The organism is Pseudoalteromonas sp. Scap06 (assembly GCF_013394165.1).
Taxonomy (GTDB): domain Bacteria; phylum Pseudomonadota; class Gammaproteobacteria; order Enterobacterales; family Alteromonadaceae; genus Pseudoalteromonas.
On the sequence record NZ_CP041330.1, the window covers coordinates 3,063,398 to 3,086,368 of the forward strand.

Genomic DNA, 22,971 nt, shown 5'->3' on the forward strand with positions numbered 1-22,971 from the left:
TCATGCAACAAGATTTACTTCACCGCTATTTATTTGACAACCTCGATGTTCGTGGCGAACTCGTACAAATAGACAACGCTTACAATGAAATGATTGCGAAACACAATTATCCAGAGCCCGTTAAAGCATTATTAGGTGAGCTGCTTGTTGCAACCTGTTTATTAACAGCAACGTTAAAGTTTGAAGGCGAAATTGCAGTTCAACTACAAGGTGATGGCCCCGTAAAATATGCGGTGATCAATGGTGATGATCAACAAAATATGCGTGGTATTGCGCGATTACAAAGTGAAGTAACTGGCTCAACGGTAAAAGAGCTCATTGGCCAAGGCTACATGGTTATCACGATTACTCCAACTCAAGGTGAGCGTTACCAAGGTATAGTGCCTTTAGAGCATGATACATTAAGTGAATGTATAGAAAGCTATTTTGAGCAGTCTGAGCAATTAAAAACACGCCTTTGGTTTGCAACCGATACTAAAGAGGGCAGCGCCAAGGCATGTGGGCTATTCTTACAAGTACTACCTGTAGATAAGCAAAAATCGATTGAAGATTTTACTCACTTAGAAGCACTCAGTAATACTATTAAAGATGAAGAACTACTAGAGCTTGATGCCAGTACTATTTTAACGCGCCTTTATCATGAAGATAACCCACGCGTATTTGACCCTCAACCAATTCAATTTAAATGTGGTTGTAATCGCGAAAAAACGATGACTGCTTTAGTTAATGTTGGTCAACAAGCGCTTATGGATGATGTCGAAAAAAATGGTGAGATTAAAATGAGCTGCCATTACTGTTTAAAAGATTATGTGTTTAACGAACAAGATATAAAAAATATATTTAACTAATCTAGATATTTTAAAGCACACTATAAAATAGCCATAATTTTTTATGGCTTTTTTATGTCCAAAAAATGACACCGGTATCACAAGCTGAGCATTTTTCATGACACCGGTATCATTGAAATTATTCATGTTTTTCCCTTAATTTATATGTTTTTACGGTGTTTATAAGCTCGAATATCCTTAATCCATCTGTTACTATATTTGCAGCTTAAAGGTTACTAAGACCCAGAGCTATCCCGTTCAATCTCACACAATTTAGGTATAAACATGACTTCAAGCGCTACCCGTTTTGTCGATCTAACTGCAGCTGAACTTGTCGAACACGCTATCAGCCGTGGCGAAGGGACTTTAGCCGCCAATGGTGCTTTTGTAGCTAACACTGGTCGTCGTACCGGTCGTTCTCCAAAAGATCGTTTTATTGTTCAAGAATCAAGTACTGAAAATGAAATCCAATGGGGTAATGTAAATCGCCCATTCGATGCAGATAAGTTTGACGCCTTATGGGCACGTGTAGAAGCACATGTGCAAAGTAACGACCACTTTATCTCTCACCTTGAAGTAGGCGCTGATCCAGAGCACTACCTTCCAGTGGTTGTAACAACAGAAACTGCTTGGCACCATATCTTCGCTAAAAACATGTTCATCGAACCACAATCATACAACAAAGCCGACTTTCCTCAGTGGCAAGTAATGAACGTACCTTCGTTTGTATGTGATCCAGAGCGCGATGGTACCAATAGCGATGGCACAGTTATTATTAACTTTGCACAACGTAAAGTGTTACTTGCTGGCATGCGCTACGCGGGTGAAATGAAAAAATCGATGTTCTCTGTGCAAAACTTCCTACTACCAGCGAAAGGTGTATTACCAATGCACTGTTCTGCTAACGTAGGTGAAGCAGGCGATACCGCATTATTCTTTGGTTTATCTGGTACAGGTAAAACAACATTATCAGCAGATCCGACTCGCTTCTTAATCGGTGATGACGAGCACGGCTGGGCACCTGGTAGTGTATTTAATATCGAAGGTGGTTGTTACGCTAAATGTATCGACCTTTCTCAGAAAAACGAACCTGTTATCTGGGACGCTATTCGATTCGGTACAATTTTAGAGAATGTGGTACTTGATGAAAACCGTGTTCCTGATTTCAACGATACCAGCCTAACTCAAAATAGCCGTGCAGCTTACCCACTAGAGCACGTTGAAAAACGTAAAGTTGAAAACCGCGCAGGTGAGCCTAAGGCTGTTGTTTTCCTAACATGTGATGTGAGTGGTGTACTACCGCCGGTATCTGTACTAACAGAAGAAGCTGCAGCATTTCACTTCCTAAGTGGCTACACAGCAAAAGTAGGCTCTACAGAAATTGGTTCTACTAGCGATATTGAATCAACATTCTCAACCTGTTTTGGTGCACCTTTCTTCCCACGTCCTGCAGGTGTATACGCAGAGCTTCTAATGAAGCGTGTACGTGAATTCGGCGCTAAAGTTTACCTAGTTAACACTGGATGGACAGGTGGTCCTTACGGTATTGGTAAGCGTTTTGATATTCCAACAACACGAGCTGTTGTGGATGCAATCGTATCTGGAAAATTAGCCGGTGTAGAAACCCAACACATTGACGTGCTAAACCTAGACGTACCAGTTGCAGTGCCGGGCGTAGATAGCAAGCTTCTTAACCCAATCAATACCTGGGAAGACAAAGCTAAATACGCAGAGTATGCGGCTAAGCTAGCATCTGATTTCACAGAAAATTTTGCTAAATACGACGTATCTGACGAAATTAAAAACGCAGGCCCTAAAGTTTAATAATCACCTTTAGCCTGATAATTAAAACGCCAACCTTGAGTTGGCGTTTTTGATCCTACCTATTTTACTTCAGCAACGTAGTTATTTTAATAATTGCTGATAAGCCACCTATTAGCTAAAACGTTTCCCTATGTTTTGTGCATTTCTTAATAAAGGCTCACCGAGAGCCTATTAAGCTTTAAAGTAGCAGTTACTAGTTTGTATATCTCAAATTAAATGCTATTAAACTATGTTACATTAGTACAGTTACGGGTTGTCATCAGCAATGAAACAATACTGTAGGGTGAATCTGTCCAATACCTCACTCTTTACCCTGTTAGAGCACATAAAACAACACTAGCTATTACTGGTAAACTCCTACGAACACAAGAAGGCTCAAGTCATTCGAGTCTTGCTTGCTTTTGGAGTGAGTGTGTTACCACGCAGTAGAATATCGTAGTGCCTAGAGCGCTAGAGAGCCACATAGCAAGGTACATTTAATGTTTTTAATGGGGTGTGCGTTGGCTCTGAGGTTAACGCAGTGCAACTGATAGCTGACGGCTGACGGCTGACGGCTGACGGCTAATACTTTCACTTTCCTGAAGACGTAAAAAAACCCGTCACATTTCTGTAACGGGTTTCTCTTATTTGGAGCCTGGTAATGACCTACTTTCACATAACAAATGCTACACTATCATCGGCGCTGTTTCGTTTCACTACTGAGTTCGGCATGGGGTCAGGTGGGTCCAAAACGCTATTGTCACCAAGCAAATTTGGTGTAAGTTCGATTTAATCGAGCTTACTAAAATTTGGAATTCTGATAATAAAATGTCTTCAGTAATCTACTTTAGTTATATTAACTTCTTCGCTTGTTTCACTATCACATAAAACGCGTTTGGCGTTGTATGGTTAAGCCTCACGGGTAATTAGTACAAGTTAGCTTAATGGCTCACACCACTTCCACATCTTGCCTATCAACGTTGTAGTCTTCAACGGCCCTTCAGAGACTTTAAAAGTCTAGTGAGAACTCATCTCGAGGCCTGCTTCGCGCTTAGATGCTTTCAGCGCTTATCAGTTCCGAACGTAGCTACCGGGCAATGCCATTGGCATGACAACCCGAACACCAGCGGTTCGTTCACTCCGGTCCTCTCGTACTAGGAGCAACCCCTCTCAATTCTCAAACGCCCACGGCAGATAGGGACCGAACTGTCTCACGACGTTCTAAACCCAGCTCGCGTACCACTTTAAATGGCGAACAGCCATACCCTTGGGACCGACTTCAGCCCCAGGATGTGATGAGCCGACATCGAGGTGCCAAACACCGCCGTCGATATGAACTCTTGGGCGGTATCAGCCTGTTATCCCCGGAGTACCTTTTATCCGTTGAGCGATGGCCCTTCCATTCAGAACCACCGGATCACTATGACCTACTTTCGTACCTGCTCGACGTGTCTGTCTCGCAGTTAAGCTGGCTTCTACCATTACACTAACCGTACGATGTCCGACCGTACTTAGCCAACCTTCGTGCTCCTCCGTTACTCTTTGGGAGGAGACCGCCCCAGTCAAACTACCCACCAGGCACTGTCCGTAACCCCGATTCAGGGGCCAACGTTAGAACATCAAAACTACAAGGGTGGTATTTCAAGGACGACTCCACAAAAACTAGCGTCTCTGCTTCAAAGTCTCCCACCTATCCTACACATGTAGGTTCAATGTTCAGTGCCAAGCTGTAGTAAAGGTTCACGGGGTCTTTCCGTCTAGCCGCGGGTACACAGCATCTTCACTGCGATTTCAATTTCACTGAGTCTCGGGTGGAGACAGCGTGGCCATGGTTACACCATTCGTGCAGGTCGGAACTTACCCGACAAGGAATTTCGCTACCTTAGGACCGTTATAGTTACGGCCGCCGTTTACCGGGGCTTCGATCAAGAGCTTCTCCGAAGATAACCCCATCAATTAACCTTCCGGCACCGGGCAGGTGTCACACCGTATACGTCATCTTGCGATTTTGCACAGTGCTGTGTTTTTAATAAACAGTCCCAGCCACCTGGTCACTGCGGCTCCAATCAGCTTAGAGAGCAAGTCTCATCACCAATCGGAGCGTACCTTCTCCCGAAGTTACGGTACGATTTTGCCTAGTTCCTTCACCCGAGTTCTCTCAAGCGCCTTAGTATTCTCTACCTGACCACCTGTGTCGGTTTGGGGTACGATTCGGTATAATCTGAAGCTTAGAGGCTTTTCCTGGAAGTATGGCATCAGCAACTTCATCACCGTAGTGACTCGTCTCGTGTCTCAGCCTAACAGCAACCCGGATTTACCTAAGTCACTAGCCTACACACTTTCACATGGACTACCATCGCCATGCTTGCTTAGCCTGCTCCGTCCCCCCATCGCAATTATACCAAGTACGGAAATATTAATCCGTTTCCCATCGACTACGCCTTTCGGCCTCGCCTTAGGGGTCGACTTACCCTACCCTGATTAACATGGGATAGGAACCCTTGGTCTTCCGGCGTGCGGGTTTTTCACCCGCATTATCGTTACTCATGTCAGCATTCGCACTTCTGATACGTCCAGCATACCTCCCGGTACACCTTCAACCGCTTACAGAACGCTCCCCTACCACTCAGAATAAATTCTGAATCCGCAGCTTCGGTGCATAGTTTAGCCCCGTTACATCTTCCGCGCAGACCGACTCGACCAGTGAGCTATTACGCTTTCTTTAAAGGATGGCTGCTTCTAAGCCAACCTCCTGGCTGTCTGGGCCTTTCCACATCGTTTCCCACTTAACTATGACTTTGGGACCTTAGCTGGCGGTCTGGGTTGTTTCCCTCTTCACGACGGACGTTAGCACCCGCCGTGTGTCTCCCGGATATTACTTTACGGTATTCGGAGTTTGCAAAGGGTTGGTAAGTCGGGATGACCCCCTAGCCTTAACAGTGCTCTACCCCCGTAAGTATTCGTCCGAGGCTCTACCTAAATAGATTTCGGGGAGAACCAGCTATCTCCCGGTTTGATTAGCCTTTCACTCCTAACCACAGGTCATCCCCTAACTTTTCAACGTTAGTGGGTTCGGTCCTCCAATTGATGTTACTCAATCTTCAACCTGCCCATGGCTAGATCACCGGGTTTCGGGTCTATACCTTGCAACTATTCGCCCAGTTAAGACTCGGTTTCCCTACGGCTACCCTAATCGGTTAACCTCGCTACAAAATATAAGTCGCTGACCCATTATACAAAAGGTACGCAGTCACCCTCGAGGGGCTCCTACTGCTTGTACGTACACGGTTTCAGGTTCTATTTCACTCCCCTCACAGGGGTTCTTTTCGCCTTTCCCTCACGGTACTGGTTCACTATCGGTCAGTTGGGAGTATTTAGCCTTAGATGATGGTCCACCTATATTCAGTCAAAGTTTCACGTGCTCCGACCTACTCGATTTCACTTAAAATGCGTTTTCATGTACGGGACTATCACCCTGTATCGTGGCACTTTCCAGAGCCTTCCATTAACACATAATAAGCTTAAGGGCTGTTCCGATTTCGCTCGCCGCTACTATCGGAATCTCGGTTGATTTCTTTTCCTACGGGTACTTAGATGTTTCAGTTCTCCGCGTTCGCCTCGTTAACCTATGTATTCAGTTAACGATACCTGCAAGCAGGTGGGTTTCCCCATTCGGAAATCCTAGTCTCAAGTGCTTTTTACTAGCTTGACTAGGCTTATCGCAAGTTAATACGTCCTTCATCGCCTCCAACTGCCAAGGCATCCACCGTGTACGCTTAGTCACTTAACCATACAACCCAAACGGGTCTTTGTTTTGTGACAGTTTAACTTCGCCAGAAGTTAATATTGAATACTAAAGTAGATACCAATTAATCCGAGGATTAAATGGCACTGAATGATACTGCTATCATTCTTTTTTACTTTTGAAAACTCTGTACAAATACAATGTATTCATACGAATTTTATTATCAGCTTTTCCAAATTTTTAAAGAGCATATTAATTAGTAAACTCAAAGAGCAAACTAACTAACAATCATCTGTGTGGACACTACGAACAAATAAGTTCTAAATCGTATAAGGAGGTGATCCAGCCCCAGGTTCCCCTAGGGCTACCTTGTTACGACTTCACCCCAGTCATGAATCACTCCGTGGTAAACGTCCTCCCGAGGGTTAGACTATCTACTTCTGGAGCAACCCACTCCCATGGTGTGACGGGCGGTGTGTACAAGGCCCGGGAACGTATTCACCGCGTCATTCTGATACGCGATTACTAGCGATTCCGACTTCATGGAGTCGAGTTGCAGACTCCAATCCGGACTACGACGCACTTTAAGTGATTCGCTTACTCTCGCGAGTTCGCAGCACTCTGTATGCGCCATTGTAGCACGTGTGTAGCCCTACACGTAAGGGCCATGATGACTTGACGTCGTCCCCACCTTCCTCCGGTTTATCACCGGCAGTCTCCTTAGAGTTCTCAGCATTACCTGCTAGCAACTAAGGATAGGGGTTGCGCTCGTTGCGGGACTTAACCCAACATCTCACAACACGAGCTGACGACAGCCATGCAGCACCTGTATCAGAGTTCCCGAAGGCACCAAACCATCTCTGGTAAGTTCTCTGTATGTCAAGTGTAGGTAAGGTTCTTCGCGTTGCATCGAATTAAACCACATGCTCCACCGCTTGTGCGGGCCCCCGTCAATTCATTTGAGTTTTAACCTTGCGGCCGTACTCCCCAGGCGGTCTACTTAATGCGTTAGCTTTGAAAAACAGAACCGAGGTTCCGAGCTTCTAGTAGACATCGTTTACGGCGTGGACTACCAGGGTATCTAATCCTGTTTGCTCCCCACGCTTTCGTACATGAGCGTCAGTGTTGACCCAGGTGGCTGCCTTCGCCATCGGTATTCCTTCAGATCTCTACGCATTTCACCGCTACACCTGAAATTCTACCACCCTCTATCACACTCTAGTTTGCCAGTTCGAAATGCAGTTCCCAGGTTGAGCCCGGGGCTTTCACATCTCGCTTAACAAACCGCCTGCGTACGCTTTACGCCCAGTAATTCCGATTAACGCTCGCACCCTCCGTATTACCGCGGCTGCTGGCACGGAGTTAGCCGGTGCTTCTTCTGTCAGTAACGTCACAGCTAGCAGGTATTAACTACTAACCTTTCCTCCTGACTGAAAGTGCTTTACAACCCGAAGGCCTTCTTCACACACGCGGCATGGCTGCATCAGGCTTGCGCCCATTGTGCAATATTCCCCACTGCTGCCTCCCGTAGGAGTCTGGGCCGTGTCTCAGTCCCAGTGTGGCTGATCATCCTCTCAAACCAGCTAGGGATCGTCGCCTTGGTGAGCCATTACCTCACCAACTAGCTAATCCCACTTGGGCCAATCTAAAGGCGAGAGCCGAAGCCCCCTTTGGTCCGTAGACATTATGCGGTATTAGCAGTCGTTTCCAACTGTTGTCCCCCACCTCAAGGCATGTTCCCAAGCATTACTCACCCGTCCGCCGCTCGTCAGCAAAGTAGCAAGCTACTTTCTGTTACCGCTCGACTTGCATGTGTTAGGCCTGCCGCCAGCGTTCAATCTGAGCCATGATCAAACTCTTCAATTAAAAAGTTTTATGTCTTTCGACAGCTCAATGAATTCTGAATTTATTTAATATCTTTCGATATTGAATTGACTGTGCTGCAATTCCTACCTAAGTAGTTATTGCTGTTGGTCACTCAGTTTCAATTGAGACTCTAAATTTGTTTGCCTCACTACCTAAGTAGCTTGGCTGTTAGAACTCAATCTGTACGAGTGCCCACACAGATGATTGCTTTATATTGTTAAAGAACGTTGCGATTAAAGCGTTAAACTTTATCTCGCTAGGGCTGCGCATATTACGCTTTCCTATTTTTTTGTCAACACTTAATTTTGTTAAACTTGAAAGTTTTCAAAACTAAGTTTTACTCGACTCACTTAGTAGCTCGTGCCTCGCTATGCGTTGCGTTCTGCCGTCTCAGTGGGGTCGCATTATAGGGAGATCCGAAAACAGATCAACCCCTTTTTGAAGAAAACTTGAAATAAATGACTGTTCGCTGGATATTTGAACGATAGGTGCTAAAAACACAACATAACTATCAATTTATTAACAATAAACGCGAAACTTAAGCTTTTAACCGTTATATCTACTTGAATAAGCTTTATTAAAACACTCGCAACTAAGATGATCATAATGATCACTAGCAATAATCTACCCGAATAGATCCCATATATAACAAAGTCTGGAAAATAAGACGCTGCAGCTAGCATACTGTTAATGTTACTACGGTGAATTGAAGTAGGTAAGAGTGATACCACAGTATTAATAAAATCACGGCTATTAATAGTGCCTACCTGAAGGTGGCTTTTGTTTATGTGTATTAGCAAAGCCTTAATATAAGTAGGAGTTACTGTTGCTCTATTTTAGGCAAAATAAAGCCCCGCATTTGCGAGGCTACTATTTATGCTACACCGTATTGATCCCGGTAAGCTTTTACCGCGGCTAAATGCTCATCCATAGTTCCTTGGAGCTCTAGGTAACTAATTAAATCAGCCAATTTAACGATAGAAGTAACTTGGGTATTAAAGTCACGTTCTACTTCTTGTATAGCAGAAAGCTTTGCTTTACCTTTTTCTTGACGATCAAGTGCAATTAAAACACCACTTAAATCTGCGCCATTATCCGCAATTATTTCCATTGACTCGCGAATAGCTGTACCGGCGGTGATCACATCATCAACTAACATGATCTTACCTTTAAGCTCAGATCCAACTAAGCTACCACCTTCACCGTGTGCTTTTTTCTCTTTACGGTTAAAACAATAAGGTACATCTTTATTATAATGATCAGCTAACGCAACTGCGGTTGTTGTTGCAATTGGAATACCTTTATAAGCAGGACCAAATAGTACATCATATTCAATTGCTGCATCTTCAAGTGCCGCTGCATAAAAGCGACCTAAGCGCGCTAAGTCACGACCTGTATTAAACAAGCCCGCATTAAAGAAGTAAGGGCTTGTACGGCCAGACTTTAAAGTAAACTCGCCAAACTTTAATACCTGCTTTTCTAAAGCAAACTCAATAAACTCTTTTTGATATTCTTTCATTGCCAGTTACCTATTTATGCTAGTGCTTGCTTTTGTACATCAATAATTTCACGAATTGAATGCTTAGCGAGTGAAAGTAGCTCATCAAGTTCGTCAAACGAGAAAGGTTCACCCTCAGCGGTTCCTTGTACCTCAATAATTTTACCGGTTTCAGTTAAAATTACATTCATGTCAGTTTCAGCGTCAGAATCTTCTAGGTATTCTAAATCGCTAATCGCTTGGCCTTTATATATACCAACAGAAATAGCAGCGATCATATGTTTAAGCGGGTTTGAGTTAATCATCCCTTTTGCACGCATATACGTTAGTGCATCAACTAGCGCAACGCATGCACCGCTGATAGACGCTGTACGTGTACCACCATCAGCTTGGATTACATCACAATCAATAGTAATTGTGTTTTCACCGAGTGCTTTTAGATCGATTGCTGCACGTAAAGAGCGAGCAATCAGACGCTGAATTTCCATTGTACGACCGCCCTGCTTACCTCGCGTTGCTTCACGACTATTACGTGTGTGTGTTGCGCGCGGTAACATGCCATATTCTGCGTTTACCCAACCTTTACCTTGGCCTTTCATAAAGCGTGGTACGCCAGCCTCAACTGTCGCAGTACAAAGTACCTTAGTGTTGCCAAACTCTACCAATACTGAACCTTCAGCATGCAAAGTGTAGTTACGTGTAAACGTAACCGGTCTAATTTGATTAGGTGTTCTTTCGCTTGGACGCATTGACGATCCCCTTAATTCTGAATTTGCCACATTATATGTTGATGTGAATACAGATGCCATGTTGATTTATATTAAAGTGTGTTTAAAAAACACTCAGCAGTGTTAAATTTTCTTTAGAGCTTGGGCAGTGTTACGGTATAATAATCGTAATATTGTATTTAAAAATGTAGGAAAACATCCATGATCCACAGTATGACAGCTTATGCGCGTCGCGAAATAAAAGGCGAATGGGGCACTGGCACGTGGGAAGTTCGCTCAGTGAACCAACGTTATCTTGAAACCTTTATTCGTGCACCAGAGCAATTTCGTGGCATGGAGCCCGTTATACGCGAGCGTCTGCGTAAGCACTTACAGCGTGGTAAGGTCGAAGTTTTCTTAAAATTTGTAGCAAACCCTGCACATGTTGGTGAATTATCAATTAATCAATCTCTTGCTGAGCAGCTAATTAATAGTGCTAAGTGGGTACAACAACAAAGCAATGGTGATATCAATCCTGTTGACATTTTGCGTTGGCCTGGCGTGATGGAAGCGCAAGAAATTGATATGGATAGTGTAAATACAGCACTCATTACTGGGCTTGACCAAGTAATTGAAGACTTTAAATCTGCACGTGGTGATGAAGGTGCAAACCTTGAAGAAATGATAACTACACGATTAACCGCCATTTTAGAGCAAGTTGATATTGTTGAAGCACACATGCCAGAAATTACTAAATGGCAACGTGAAAAGTTAGTACAAAAACTTGAAGATTTAACAACAAATATTGATGAGTCACGTCTTGAACAAGAACTGATTTATCTTGCACAAAAGCAAGATGTAGCAGAAGAACTTGATCGTTTAAAATCGCACGTTAAAGAAACACGTAAAATTTTGAGTAAAGGTGGTGCTTGTGGTCGTCGTTTAGATTTTATGATGCAAGAGTTTAACCGTGAAGCAAATACCCTAGCTTCTAAATCAATCAACAGCGACATCACCAATGCTGCAGTTGAGCTAAAAGTATTGATAGAGCAAATGCGTGAGCAAATTCAGAATATTGAATAACAAACTATAACGTTAGAAAAGGCCATGATTATTCCTAATTATGGCCTTTTTTATTCCTGTTTATAAAAGTGTGCTTAGAGAGGTTTTTAAGGTTTCAAACTTAATAGGCTTGGTAAGTACTTTATTAATACCGACCTTGAAGCACGATGCCTTGTCATCGGTTGAAGCATTGGCCGTTAGTGCAAAAATAGGAATATCACTTAACAGCTCATGGCGTATATGTTGCGTGGCGCTTAATCCATCCATGGTTGGCATCATGATATCCATTAAAATTAAATCGAAATGCTTGAGTTTCAAAAACTCAATTGCTTCTACTCCATCATTAGCAATCGTGACTTTGTGATTTAGCTTTTGTAAAAACGCCTTAATAAGTACTTGATTGGTTTTATTATCTTCAGCAACGAGAACTGATAGTACAGGCTGTTCTGATGAAAGCTCGGGTTTAGTTTCATCAATAATCGCTTCTTTAAATGGCAATAAAATAGTAAACGTACTACCTAGCCCTAACTGCGTTTCAACATTAATAGAGCCGCCCATAAGTTCAATTAGATTTTTTGAAATACTGAGGCCTAACCCTACTCCTTCATTTTTTCTGTTTATACCTTCGTTAACTTGTCGAAACGGCTGAAATATAAAGCTTAGATCTTTCTTTGCAATGCCTACCCCTGAATCTTCGATAGTAAATTTTAGTTTGTCATCTACAATATTTACACATAATGCAATATGTCCTGAGTGAGTAAACTTGAATGCGTTGCCAATGAGATTAAATAGTATCTGCCCCAGCCTAAATTCATCACCCATAATATAGGTAGGGATATCGTCATTAATCGAAACTGAAAAAATAATATCTTCACTGTCTTCAATAATATGCAATTGCCCAACAATATTCTCAATAAGCAGCTTTACATTTAGCGGTTTATTGGCGATTAATACAGTCCCTGATTCAATTTTTGAAAAATCTAATACGTCGGTAATTAATCCATAAAGAATATCAGCACTAGAGTTTGCATAATTCAGCCATTGGCGTTGCTCTTGAGTTAAATCGGTATCTATTAATAACTCTATCATCCCCATAATCGCATTCATGGGGGTCCTTATTTCATGCGACATGATGGTTAAAAATTTTGTTTTTGTTTTACTGGCTTCCTCAGCTTTAAGCTTTTCATTTTCAAGTGCAGTCTCTCGCTCTTTTGAGACTGTGATATCTTTGGCAATACCTAAATAGCCAATGAAATTTCCGTTTTCGTCAAATTGCGACTTACCATTAAGCGATACCCACAAAGGTGTCGATGCCTTAACCTCAAACTCAAAACCATTAAAATCCTCATGCTCAGCTATTAAAGCAGCAAAAGCTTGCCATTTTAGTGTATTTCTTTGCTCATTTTTAGTGCGCAAAGACTCTATGGTTTTATTAATAAATGTTTTCGCATAGGTATTATCTTCCCTTTCCAGATTGTTAACGCTGGTAAAAGTCATATCTGGCTCGGTTCGCCAAAACCACTCACTTGCTAATTCTTTAAATAAAGTAGAAAGCTGAGAAAATTTATCAAGTAGTAAAACAGATTGATGAGTTTGTTCATGTAGCTTATTTAATTGGAGAAAAGCGTGGAATACTTGCTGAAGAAATAAAATTATTGAGTGTGAAGCTAAAACATTATGGTTAATTTTGTTACTCACATGAGTGAAAATAAATAAGCATTGTTCTTTACCCGTATCAATCCCGATTAACAGCGCTGTATTTTTATTCTGATTATTTGCCTCTGCTGATAAAGTAACTAATTGTTCTGGCAATGGATTGCAACTAAATGAGTAACCTTTTTTTAAAGCCTGAATAAATGCAGCACATGGTGGCCAAGTTTTCTCATAAAAATCGATGTTAGTTGTGCCTATAGTTAAAAAATGATGATGTGTTTTTTTTAAAACAATGCAGTCTTGGTATTGAAGTAATGGCTGCAGTAAAGCTGACATAGTAGCTAAAATATCAATTTCATCATCACACTGATGCAATAACGCTAACTGCTTCTGTAGTTCCGTAAGCGTAATTAATTCATTACGTTGCATACTCATTCCCTCAGCTAAAATGCATCGCGTTTTGCAAAAAAATACCAAAATCGATGTTATGACTAATTAATATAGAACAAAATTTAATATAAATCATTGAGTTATTTTTATGGCAGGGTGGAATGATTTCTGCTTTATTAATATAAATAAATACATAAAGGCATAACCATGAAGATAGTATGTATTGGTGGTGGTCACGGATTAGCACAAGTGTTAAGTGCGATAAAACCCTTATGTAGTAACCTAACAGCAATTGTAGCAACTACCGATAATGGTGGTAGCACCGGTCGCATTAGAGCCGATCAAAATTGTATCGCTTTAGGTGACATAAGGCGCTGCTGTGTTCAACTTGCAGGTGAAAGCACGCAAGCCCAAGCTATGTATGAGCATAGGTTTATCCATGGCGATATGGCGGGTCATAGTTTAGGGAATTTAACACTATTGGGTTTAACCCAGCTAACACAGTCTCCCACTGAGGCTATTGCTGCTTTTAATCGTTTGCTTGGAAATAAAGAGACAGTTTTGCCTATGTCTGATCTACCTACAGATTTAGTAGCCGAGCTAAACAATGGTGAAAAAGTATTTGGTGAATGCGCGATTGATGCTCTAAATGAACTACCAAGTACAATCTACTTATCGAAAGCGGTGCCGCCAGCACCTGGTACTATTGAAGCTATTTTAGATGCCGATTTAATAATTATTGGTCCAGGTAGCATCATTACTAGCGTGATGCCTGCTTTTTTAATTACAGAAATCACTGAAGCAATAAAAAAAACCTCTGCGTGTAGAGTATTTATTGAAAACACAGCGCAAGAAAGCAGCGTGATGCAACATACAAAAATTGCCGGCATTGACTGGTTACAGAAGAAGCTCGCCACTAAAGTATACGATTTAAGTATTTCTCCTTCTGCCATTATTGAAATTTTACAACAGGGAGAGAAGTATAAGGAAACAGGCAAGCATTTACATAATATTAATGAACTAAAAAATGTATTTTCAGAGTTATTAAAAAGCTCTTTTAATACTGAAAAACACGCTTAATGATTTTGGGTAAGTTCTCTCATATGTTCGAAGGTTTTTTTACTTTGTGCATCAGCTAACTTTAAGAGGGTTACAACCTCAGTGTTTAAACCATTGACCTTAACTTGCTGCTCAATAAGCTGGCACGTTTGCGCTAATCTTGTTGCACCAAAACTATAACCGCTACTTTTTAAGCTATGAGCGCACAGTTCAATTTCTGCGGCATCGGTTGAGGAAAGCATTTGCGCCACTAACTTTTTAGACTCATCAACAAAAACGTTTATCAGTTCAATGGCTGTGCTATCACCAACATCATACTTTAGTTGTTCTATTACAGATGTATCTATCATAATTTTCTTTTGGAGCTCATTGTGAATAATCAGATTATATTGTTTGTAGACTCTTCAATGATTGGTGGTATTGAAACTCATATTATAGAGTTATACAAGCTGCTTAACAAAAACCAGCTTAGTTGCTCGGTTTTATTTTATAAGAATCATGGGAATAATGAATTTTATGAGTTACTTGATAAGCAAAGCATACCGTATGATTTTCTGCAAGGTACACTCATTAGTTTAATCAAGCGGTTTCGCAGTTACGATCGCAATACAGTTATTCACACCCATGGTTATAAAGCCGGTATTTTAGGGCGTTTGGTTTGTAAAATCACAAATAAGCATTGTGTTAGCACTTACCATGCAGGAGAGGCTGGTACAGGAAAAATGTGGCTGTATAACAAATTCGATTTATGGCTTAGTTGGTTATCAACTAACTTTGCAGTGTCTGAAAAAATTAGTAAAACAATTAAAAACGCCCAATTACTGGAAAACTTCATCGCAATAGCCGAACCTCCCAGCACTGGTTTTGCACAACCGTTACTTAGAGTCGGGTTTGTTGGGCGCTTATCTTATGAAAAAGGCCCTGATATATTTTATGAGTTAGCTGAAAGTATGCAGACTAATAAACAGGTACAGTTTCACCTTTTTGGGGATGGCCCGATGCGTGATCGTATTCCACAATTAGACAACCTTCATTACCATGGTTTAACACCCCGAGATGATATTTGGCAACATTTAGATGCCCTACTTATTTGTTCAAGAGAAGAAGGCCTGCCTATGACGCTTCTAGAAAGTATGGCGCATTATAAAATTGTTATCAGCAGCCCTGTGGGCGCTATTCCTAGCATTATAAACAATGGAATTAATGGCTTTTTAATGAAATCAGCAAATACACTAGAGTGCCAACAATCGATAGAAGCATTACTTGCCTTGCCGGCAATACAAAAAAGTGAAATGGCACACTCAGCATACACTATGCTTGAAGAGCGTTTTTCAGGTAGAAAACAATTTAACTTGCTGCAAAGTGCTTATACAGCAAAAACATTATTATAAATTTTCTTCCCACCCTTTAATTTTTCGGTACAGGGTTGAAGGGCTTACATCTAAAAGAGCGGCAGCTTTGGGAATATTAGTTGCGCATATTTTTATGACCCGCTCTATATATTCTTTTTCGGCGATCCACAAAGCCTTAACCTCACTTTCAACCTGCGGTAACTCTTCAAACTCTTGAACTGGTAACGATGTATGTTGCTCTTTAACCAGCCCCTCGTTACCTGACTCTTTTTGCGGGCTTTGTGGCAATGCTGGTAGCATAGATACATCAATCCACTCTTGTGGGTTAAGCACTAAAATATTACGGATCACATTTTCCAGCTGCCTAACATTACCAGGCCAATCGTATTGTGCTAAAAAGTGCTTCACATCATCGGTTATCCCTTTATAAGGATGTTGCTCTTCCTTGGCTATTTTAATAAATAGCGCTTGCGCTATTTCGATAATATCTCTGCCGCGCTCTCTAAGTGGCGGCAACTCAATAGGAATAACATGTAATCTGTAATACAAATCTTCTCTAAATCGACCTGCCTCAACCTCAGCAAGCGGGTTTCTATTGGTAGCACAAACAAACCTCACATCAACCTTAACTTGTTTTTCGCTACCGACTTGTTGATAAGTACCTGTTTGAATAAAACGAAGTAATTTACTTTGTAAATTAATATCCATTTCACATAACTCATCTAAAAACAATGTCCCCCCATCCGCCTGCCCTGCGGCACCCAAGCGGTTTGCAATTGCTCCAGTAAAAGCACCTTTTAAATGGCCAAATATTTCACTTTCAATCAAATCTTTGGGGATAGCAGCACAATTAAGTGCAACAAAGGGCTTGTCGGCACGATTAGAGGCTTGATGAACTGCTCGTGCACAAAGCTCTTTGCCAGTACCACTTTCACCGGTAATAAATACCGTGGCTTTACTCGCTGCAGCAGAGCTAATAACTTGATACACCGATTGCATTTGCTTGGAGCTACCAATCAAGTCAAAGTAACGACCGTTTTCATAAATATTTTTATACTTGGTAACCGTTTGTTTTAAATCTTTTATTTTGAGAGTGTTGTTAATGGTTATACGAAAACGTTCTGCCTCTACAGGCTTTTCTAAAAAATCACTAGCGCCTAACTTAATCGCTTGAATCGCCATTTCTTTGGTAGCATGCCCAGTTAATACAACAACTTGCGGAAAATTATCAGGTTCTAGCTGAGCAAGAATATCCAACCCGTTCATATCGGGTAACATCACATCGAGTACGATCAGATCGGGTTTTATTTTATTAATAATATCAAGAGCGGTTGCCCCATCATTTGCCACTAGTGTGTTTACACCTGTTGGTAAAAGATAAGACTGATACATCATAGCAAGCGACTGGGTGTCTTCTACAATCAGTATTGTTGGTGGCATAATCCCATTCCTTTTAGCGACTCGCTAAGAATTATTTAGAGAAAAAATATTAACTTATGGATATTAAGTTAACTATACATAGTTAATTAAATCAAATTCAATTAATGATTATTAATGAGGCATCATCCACTTCTTTAGAAAGCGCAACCTGAGAATTTTTCCATAACGAGTGTGCAAAATCCTCTGCTGAGGAGCTTTGCATAGGGATGATTTTTTTTAATTCGGTCATTTCGTCTTTATCGGTAAAGCGGTTATCCGTCCAACCATCAGTATAAAGTATAATATGTTCAACATTATCAAGCTTGGCTTCATATAAAGTATATTGATGATCATTAGACAGCCCAAGCAATGGTCCGGTACCATTTAGCTGAGATAGCTCACCATTTTTACTGATAATAACCGGTGCGGGATGACCAGCATTGAGCCAATACAACTTATTATTTTCTAAAAAACAAATCATTAAAGTGACTAAGCTTGATTTACATAATTGCTGTTTATAAAGCGCATTATTGAGCGCAACGAGCATTTCTTGATACGCTAACCCGGTCGCTAAAAAGCCACTTATAAAACCTTTTATAGCAAAGCTTTCTTTGAGCGCTTGTAAGCCATGACCCATCATATCACCGAGTATAAAAGCAGTACCTTCATCATTAATTGGCATAAAAAAGTCACCGCCATTACCCACACTAATAGAGCCAAAAATATGCGCTGTTTTACCATGCCCTAAAAGCACTTTAGAAGGTGTTAATCCGAATGTACTTTGATAGGACAAGTATGCAAATCGATGAGTTACTCGATCTATGCTTTGTAATAACTTATTTTTTTTAACTGGTTTTATTAAGTAATCATCAACCCCTAATCGATTAATTTTACTGATCACTTCTTCGCTATCATCGCCAGTTAACATCACCACCGATAACTGAGATTTTAAATTCGATTTATTAAGCTTTTCCAGTAATGGCTCACACGTTCCTTGTTTAAGTTTATGATCAAGTAACAATATACTAGCATCAGAGGTTAAAATAGCTTGCCAGCCAGCCTCTATGTTTTCACAGGTGACGACATTAAATTTATCTTTTAGGTAGGCGCTCATTAATGCTAATTGAGTGACATCATCGTCGACATAAATAATACTCGGTCGTTTATCAATGTTAGTTAAGGGAAAAGAAAAATAGTTTTTTCCTGCTCGCGTGTCGTAGGTGGCATCCGCAAAGTAATGGCGAATAAGTTCAACCCCCATCCCTCCTTCTACCAGCTCAGCCGATGCTAATGTCCATGAAGAGTTGTTTTGTTTAAATAAATTATAAGGCTTAAGTTCATCTATAAAAGTTAATTGGTAAGTATCATGATTTATTTGGTTAATACGCAACATTATAAGCTGCTCATCGCCCTCATTATGGCGAATTAAGTTAGTTAGGTATTCGGTTGCGACTAAGCCTGCTGCATCCGCTTCATCTCGGGTCACCGATAAAGCGCCCAGTACATGCTTAAGTACTTGGCGTATTTCAGTTAAGGTCGGCCATAATAATTCAAAACGCCGCTCAAATAATATATCCATAAAAGTCTCAGTAATGTTTAAACAACCACTTTTGTTTATTTATTTTGCTGGTTAAAAAAGCGCACAGCCTTGGCCATTTTGGAGAGTGTCGTTGGAAGAGCAGTAGCATGCGCTCCCCTAAAGGAGCAAAGCTATGTTGACTTACCAGTAACTTTATATTGCTATGACCCGCTTGCTTAAGTTCTGCCACGCCTTGACATAACGACTCTTCATTATTAATACCTAGCGCAATAGTAACCAAGGTCAGCTCGCTACATAAGCTTAAAGAATGCAGTGGTACATTATTACGATTTAACTTTAATGCTGGCGACATATCCAGCAACACATAATCATATTCTTGCTTTAAACGCAGTACCGCTTCATTTAAAACATGTTTGTTTTTTGCTGAATCAATTGACTCTAAATTGTGAATTGTAAGTACTTCAATACCTTGATAAGGCATAACACTGAGCTGACAGGAAATATCATCAAAACGCCACAACTTAGTCAATGTTGGCAGCTGTTTGTCTAAACGAAACGAACTAATAGGGTTAAGGTCGATAACGAGTACTGACTTATTTTGACTTTTTAAACGTTGAGCAACACTAATACAGGCTGTGGATGAACCTTCGCCACCGTACAAAGAAATAAACGTCACGCACCGTGCTTCATCATCAATCAAGGTGTTACAGATGGTTTCTAGTTCATGATACTGCCCAGGTATCAAGTTCATAAGCTTATCACCAAAGCAATTATGGTTATAAAGTCGAGGAAGTTATCTTTAAATTGACTAATTAGGTCTTGACCTTTATCAGGGACATATAGCGTATCTCCAGCTCTAAGTACCGGAATATTGGCCGAGTTTGGAGACTTTATAAATTCCTCAAGATTAAACACGCGAGATTGTTCTTTACAGCATGAATGGTTAACAACCACTATTTTGTCAATGAGAGCTGAACTTGACGGCCCTCCAGCTTCAGCAAGCACATCTAAAATAGACATCGTATCATCAAAGTTATATCGACCCGGCTTTTGCACTGCCCCCATAATACGAACAACTCGCTCTTTAGGGGTACGTAACCAATCTTTGTCTTTTTCTGGAATAAATATTGTGTCGCCGGGTGACACATGAGGAAATAACGTTTCATCACCAGTTTCAAAATACATCGCTAAATCAAGTTTGCTCACTCGAGCGCGATTACCATTACGGTGCGTAACTCTAATATTACGAATATCCGCACTACCATTAGGACCATCTGCTGCTGCCAAAATATCAATAAAATGCATATTGTCATTGAACGCATAGCGCCCAGGGGAACCTACTTGCCCCATGATATAAATAGACTTGCTCGATTCTTGACGTATCCATTGCGATTTATTGTCTCCGGGGTCTACTGGTAACTCCTCAACAATAATAGTATCGCCAGCAATTAAACTCGGCAGCGCAATTTCACCGTTAGTAATGGTGTATTTTTCTAGATCAAATCGTTGGGTGACATCGCCATTTCGCAAAATTTTAATATCGTTCACGTTAGCCCCTTTAGTAGGGCCACCAGCATGCGCTAACAGATCAGTAAAGTCCATTTCGTCACTCCACTCATAACGACCAGGAGATTGAATAGCACCTATAATCTTAATCGCTCGTTTTGTCGGAATTTTTAACCAACTTTTTTCATTAACATCTGTTTTTTCAGGAACAAATATTACATCACCGGGGTTTAAATCGGGCACTTTAGCGGTGGTTAATCCCTCACTATAACCCTGTAAATCAAAAAGTATGCTCTCTCCCGCAGGGGTTAATATTTTTATTTGGCGTGTTTCTGCAAAGCGAGTTGGGCCCCCTGCATTTGCTAAAATATCTAAAAAGTTAGTACTGTCAGCAGCCTCATAGGCCCCCGGCTTTTGTACCTCACCCATAATATAAACCGTGCGTGATGTAGTATTTACATCATCCACCATAATCGGCACATATATGGTTGACCCTGCTTTTAGTAGCGGCATGTTGCTATCGGTAGGTTTATCTAAATATGCTTTTAAATCAAAAATAACAGGAGCTTTATCAACGATCACTCTAATTTTAGTTACATCCGCATAGCGAGTAACCCCTTCCGCACGCATCAGTGCATCTAGAAGAGTCATATTTTCTTTAAACGAAAAACTACCAGGGTTATGCACTTCGCCAAGCATAGTAATGGCACTGTTGTCGCTTGCATCCCCTGTCGCACTAAGTGTTTGTGCATCAAAATCAATTTGCACGTTACCAAGGAGCGGAGAAACAGGCACAAACACAGTATCTTCACTTTTAAGCTTTGGTAATAAATTTATGTCGCCTGAGTCTAAATATGCTTTGTAATTAAATTCAATTACTTCATCTTTGCGTCTTATTTGTAAACGATCGAGCTGTGCGCCAGGTCTTAAACCATTAGCCTTAGCTATCACCATCTGAATATTGCCATCATCAGGAATACTCACCTGTGAGGGCGTGATCACATACCCTAAAACATTAATAAATATGTCTCTGCTTCTAAGCTCTACATAAAAGTCATTTATAGCAACAAACAACTCTGCAAGAATAGGTTTAAGTTCTGCCTCTATTTGCGTAACCGTTTTATTACCGACCTGAAATTGCCCCACCTCAGGTATGTTAATTTGACCTTTTTTATCGACCTCAAAAGTTGTTTCAAATTCAACTTCCCCTGGGACATATAAAAACAGCTTGTTACCTGCTTGCACTATAGGCTCATCGGCTTTTTCAGCAAACGCAGAGCTTGATACTAAAAAGAAAAAAACGAAGACAGCAAAAATAAATCTCATACATTACTCCTTTCTCTTTTCAATAATTTTAGTCCAATTCATTAGTGACTTTACTTGTTTGCTATCTTCACTTTGCACGTTAGCATCTAAAATAATAGCCTCAACTCGGCGATCTGAATGACGTTTTTGCTCACTTTGTTCCGACTCACTAAATGGTTTTAAACTGCCTTGGGTTAAAGTGGTAATGTTATAGGTAGGCACACCATAAACACTCAACCAATGCTTAACAGTATCTGCGCGTTTTAAAGCCAGCTCGTAATTACTATTTTTACTGCCTACAGAGTCAGTATGCCCGATAAGTAAAATACTAATACTTTCTAGTTGTTTGATTAAATCGGCTGCTTGAGCAACTCGTACGGCATATTTAGGGGTTATTTCAAAGGCATTAAATGCAAATTGGTTATCGCTATTTAATAACTCCGCTATTTGCTTTTTTACATTAACTAATGCGGGTTGTTCATCAATCGATGCAGCGCAATTAGTCAACTTTCTAACAGTATCAAAATGGTTAGCTAATTGATTAAGGCCATGATAATGAATTAATAAGTCATGTTCCGCGTCTTCCCACATTTGAGCTGCGATTAAACGACGAATACGATTCTCATAAATTTGGGCTTTTAATAACTGTGCCGGCATACAGGCATTAATATCCTGCGACTTTAATAATTCAAGCTTAAGTTCTAAGTGCTCAAACTCGCTCCTTACAATACTCTCAGGTTGATTAAATGTTTCATCTAGCTGCTGATCATCTAATGGATAGTTTTGGTATTTTTCGGCCAAGCCTCCCTGCCCTTCATCTGGCCAAGTAGCGCATCCGCCTAAAAACATGAAAATGAAAATTGCTATGCTCGCCTTCATAAAACTCTCCCTGATAACCTCTACACAGCGTCAATAAATGGAATGGTTTTATCCACTCTTAATAAGTTCATTAACTTAAACGGCTGCCCGGTGACATTAAGTAAAGATAGCTTATTACTTTGTTTTTCAATTCTTTTATATAGAAAAACAATAGCACCTATTCCCGAAGAGTCGATAAATTCGGTTTTAGAGAAGTCTAAAACAACAAAATTAGAGTCTTGCTCAACGAGCAGCTCAAACTGATCTTTTAGCTCATCGACAGCAAAGCCTGAAAAGTCATTAGGAATGGTAATAACGGTTGGATCGGTTTTGTGGGCTACATTTTTCATTTTAATCACCTATTAAAAGTATGAACTCAAA

15 protein-coding genes and 3 rRNA genes are annotated in these 22,971 nt (G+C 40.8%); 5 read left to right on the forward strand and 13 right to left on the reverse strand.

The features are described 5' to 3' along the window. Window positions 1-2: 2 nt before the first annotated feature. Both hslO and FLM47_RS14185 read left to right on the forward strand, forming a co-directional pair. Window positions 3-848, forward strand: a complete 846-nt coding sequence (gene hslO, locus FLM47_RS14180; protein ID WP_178956693.1) for an Hsp33 family molecular chaperone HslO — start codon at window positions 3-5, stop codon at window positions 846-848. Between the two features lie 264 nt (window positions 849-1,112). Then, window positions 1,113-2,651: a phosphoenolpyruvate carboxykinase gene (locus tag FLM47_RS14185; RefSeq protein ID WP_138608169.1), complete on the forward strand. Its 1,539-nt coding sequence runs from the start codon at window positions 1,113-1,115 to the stop codon at window positions 2,649-2,651. 632 nt (window positions 2,652-3,283) lie between these two features. Here FLM47_RS14185 and rrf read toward each other — a convergent pair. From rrf to rph, 5 genes are all read right to left on the reverse strand, one after another. Further along, window positions 3,284-3,398: ribosomal RNA gene (gene rrf / locus FLM47_RS14190) — 5S ribosomal RNA — on the reverse strand. Between the two features lie 137 nt (window positions 3,399-3,535). Continuing rightward, window positions 3,536-6,420: ribosomal RNA gene (locus FLM47_RS14195) — 23S ribosomal RNA — on the reverse strand. 285 nt (window positions 6,421-6,705) lie between these two features. Next, window positions 6,706-8,241 (reverse strand): 16S ribosomal RNA (locus tag FLM47_RS14200). The 16S, 23S and 5S rRNA genes sit together here, the layout of an rRNA operon. An 874-nt stretch (window positions 8,242-9,115) precedes the next feature. Further along, window positions 9,116-9,760 (reverse strand): orotate phosphoribosyltransferase, encoded by a 645-nt coding sequence (gene pyrE / locus FLM47_RS14205; protein WP_178956694.1) that lies wholly within the window; start codon window positions 9,758-9,760, stop codon window positions 9,116-9,118. A 14-nt stretch (window positions 9,761-9,774) separates the two neighbouring features. After that, window positions 9,775-10,488 carry a ribonuclease PH gene (rph, locus tag FLM47_RS14210; protein ID WP_178956695.1) on the reverse strand — a complete coding sequence of 238 codons (714 nt, stop codon included), beginning with the start codon at window positions 10,486-10,488 and terminating at the stop codon, window positions 9,775-9,777. A gap of 180 nt (window positions 10,489-10,668) precedes the next feature. Between rph and FLM47_RS14215 the strand changes: the two genes are divergently transcribed. Further along, a complete protein-coding gene (locus FLM47_RS14215) occupies window positions 10,669-11,529 on the forward strand; it encodes a YicC/YloC family endoribonuclease (protein ID WP_054202964.1) in 861 nt (286 codons plus the stop codon). A gap of 60 nt (window positions 11,530-11,589) precedes the next feature. Here FLM47_RS14215 and FLM47_RS14220 read toward each other — a convergent pair whose 3' ends face one another. Beyond that, on the reverse strand, window positions 11,590-13,590 hold the full coding sequence (locus FLM47_RS14220; protein WP_178956696.1) for an ATP-binding protein: 2,001 nt from the start codon (window positions 13,588-13,590) through the stop codon (window positions 11,590-11,592). Between the two features lie 168 nt (window positions 13,591-13,758). On the opposite strand from FLM47_RS14220, the gene yvcK reads away from it, so the two are divergent. Beyond that, complete coding sequence (gene yvcK / locus FLM47_RS14225) at window positions 13,759-14,631, forward strand: uridine diphosphate-N-acetylglucosamine-binding protein YvcK (RefSeq protein ID WP_178956697.1); 873 nt, start codon at window positions 13,759-13,761, stop codon at window positions 14,629-14,631. On the opposite strand, the gene FLM47_RS14230 is transcribed toward yvcK, so the two are convergent. Continuing rightward, window positions 14,628-14,960, reverse strand: a complete 333-nt coding sequence (locus FLM47_RS14230; protein WP_178956698.1) for an Hpt domain-containing protein — start codon at window positions 14,958-14,960, stop codon at window positions 14,628-14,630. The two genes, yvcK and FLM47_RS14230, sit on opposite strands and share 4 nt — an antisense overlap. Window positions 14,961-14,981: 21 nt before the next feature. Here FLM47_RS14230 and FLM47_RS14235 point away from each other — a divergent pair, with 21 nt between their 5' ends. Continuing rightward, the gene (locus FLM47_RS14235) at window positions 14,982-16,001 is read left to right on the forward strand and encodes a glycosyltransferase family 4 protein (RefSeq protein ID WP_178956699.1); all 1,020 of its coding nucleotides are present in this window, start codon (window positions 14,982-14,984) and stop codon (window positions 15,999-16,001) included. On the opposite strand, the gene FLM47_RS14240 is transcribed toward FLM47_RS14235, so the two are convergent. The 6 genes from FLM47_RS14240 to FLM47_RS14265 all read right to left on the reverse strand — a co-directional run bounded on the left by FLM47_RS14240 (window position 15,996) and on the right by FLM47_RS14265 (window position 22,940). Then, the gene (locus FLM47_RS14240) at window positions 15,996-17,402 is read right to left on the reverse strand and encodes a sigma-54 dependent transcriptional regulator (RefSeq protein WP_178956700.1); all 1,407 of its coding nucleotides are present in this window, start codon (window positions 17,400-17,402) and stop codon (window positions 15,996-15,998) included. The genes FLM47_RS14235 and FLM47_RS14240 overlap by 6 nt on opposite strands. 97 nt (window positions 17,403-17,499) lie before the next feature. Beyond that, a complete protein-coding gene (locus tag FLM47_RS14245) occupies window positions 17,500-18,960 on the reverse strand; it encodes a SpoIIE family protein phosphatase (RefSeq protein WP_138606337.1) in 1,461 nt (486 codons plus the stop codon). A 7-nt stretch (window positions 18,961-18,967) separates the two neighbouring features. Beyond that, window positions 18,968-19,672 (reverse strand): AAA family ATPase, encoded by a 705-nt coding sequence (locus FLM47_RS14250; protein WP_178956701.1) that lies wholly within the window; start codon window positions 19,670-19,672, stop codon window positions 18,968-18,970. Beyond that, window positions 19,669-21,753: an SLBB domain-containing protein gene (locus FLM47_RS14255; protein ID WP_138606335.1), complete on the reverse strand. Its 2,085-nt coding sequence runs from the start codon at window positions 21,751-21,753 to the stop codon at window positions 19,669-19,671. Before FLM47_RS14255 ends, FLM47_RS14250 begins: the two co-directional genes overlap by 4 nt. Before the next feature lie 3 nt (window positions 21,754-21,756). Then, window positions 21,757-22,611, reverse strand: a complete 855-nt coding sequence (locus FLM47_RS14260) for an OmpA family protein (RefSeq protein WP_138606333.1) — start codon at window positions 22,609-22,611, stop codon at window positions 21,757-21,759. A gap of 20 nt (window positions 22,612-22,631) precedes the next feature. Next, the gene (locus FLM47_RS14265; RefSeq protein WP_178956702.1) at window positions 22,632-22,940 is read right to left on the reverse strand and encodes an STAS domain-containing protein; all 309 of its coding nucleotides are present in this window, start codon (window positions 22,938-22,940) and stop codon (window positions 22,632-22,634) included. Window positions 22,941-22,971 lie beyond the last annotated feature (31 nt).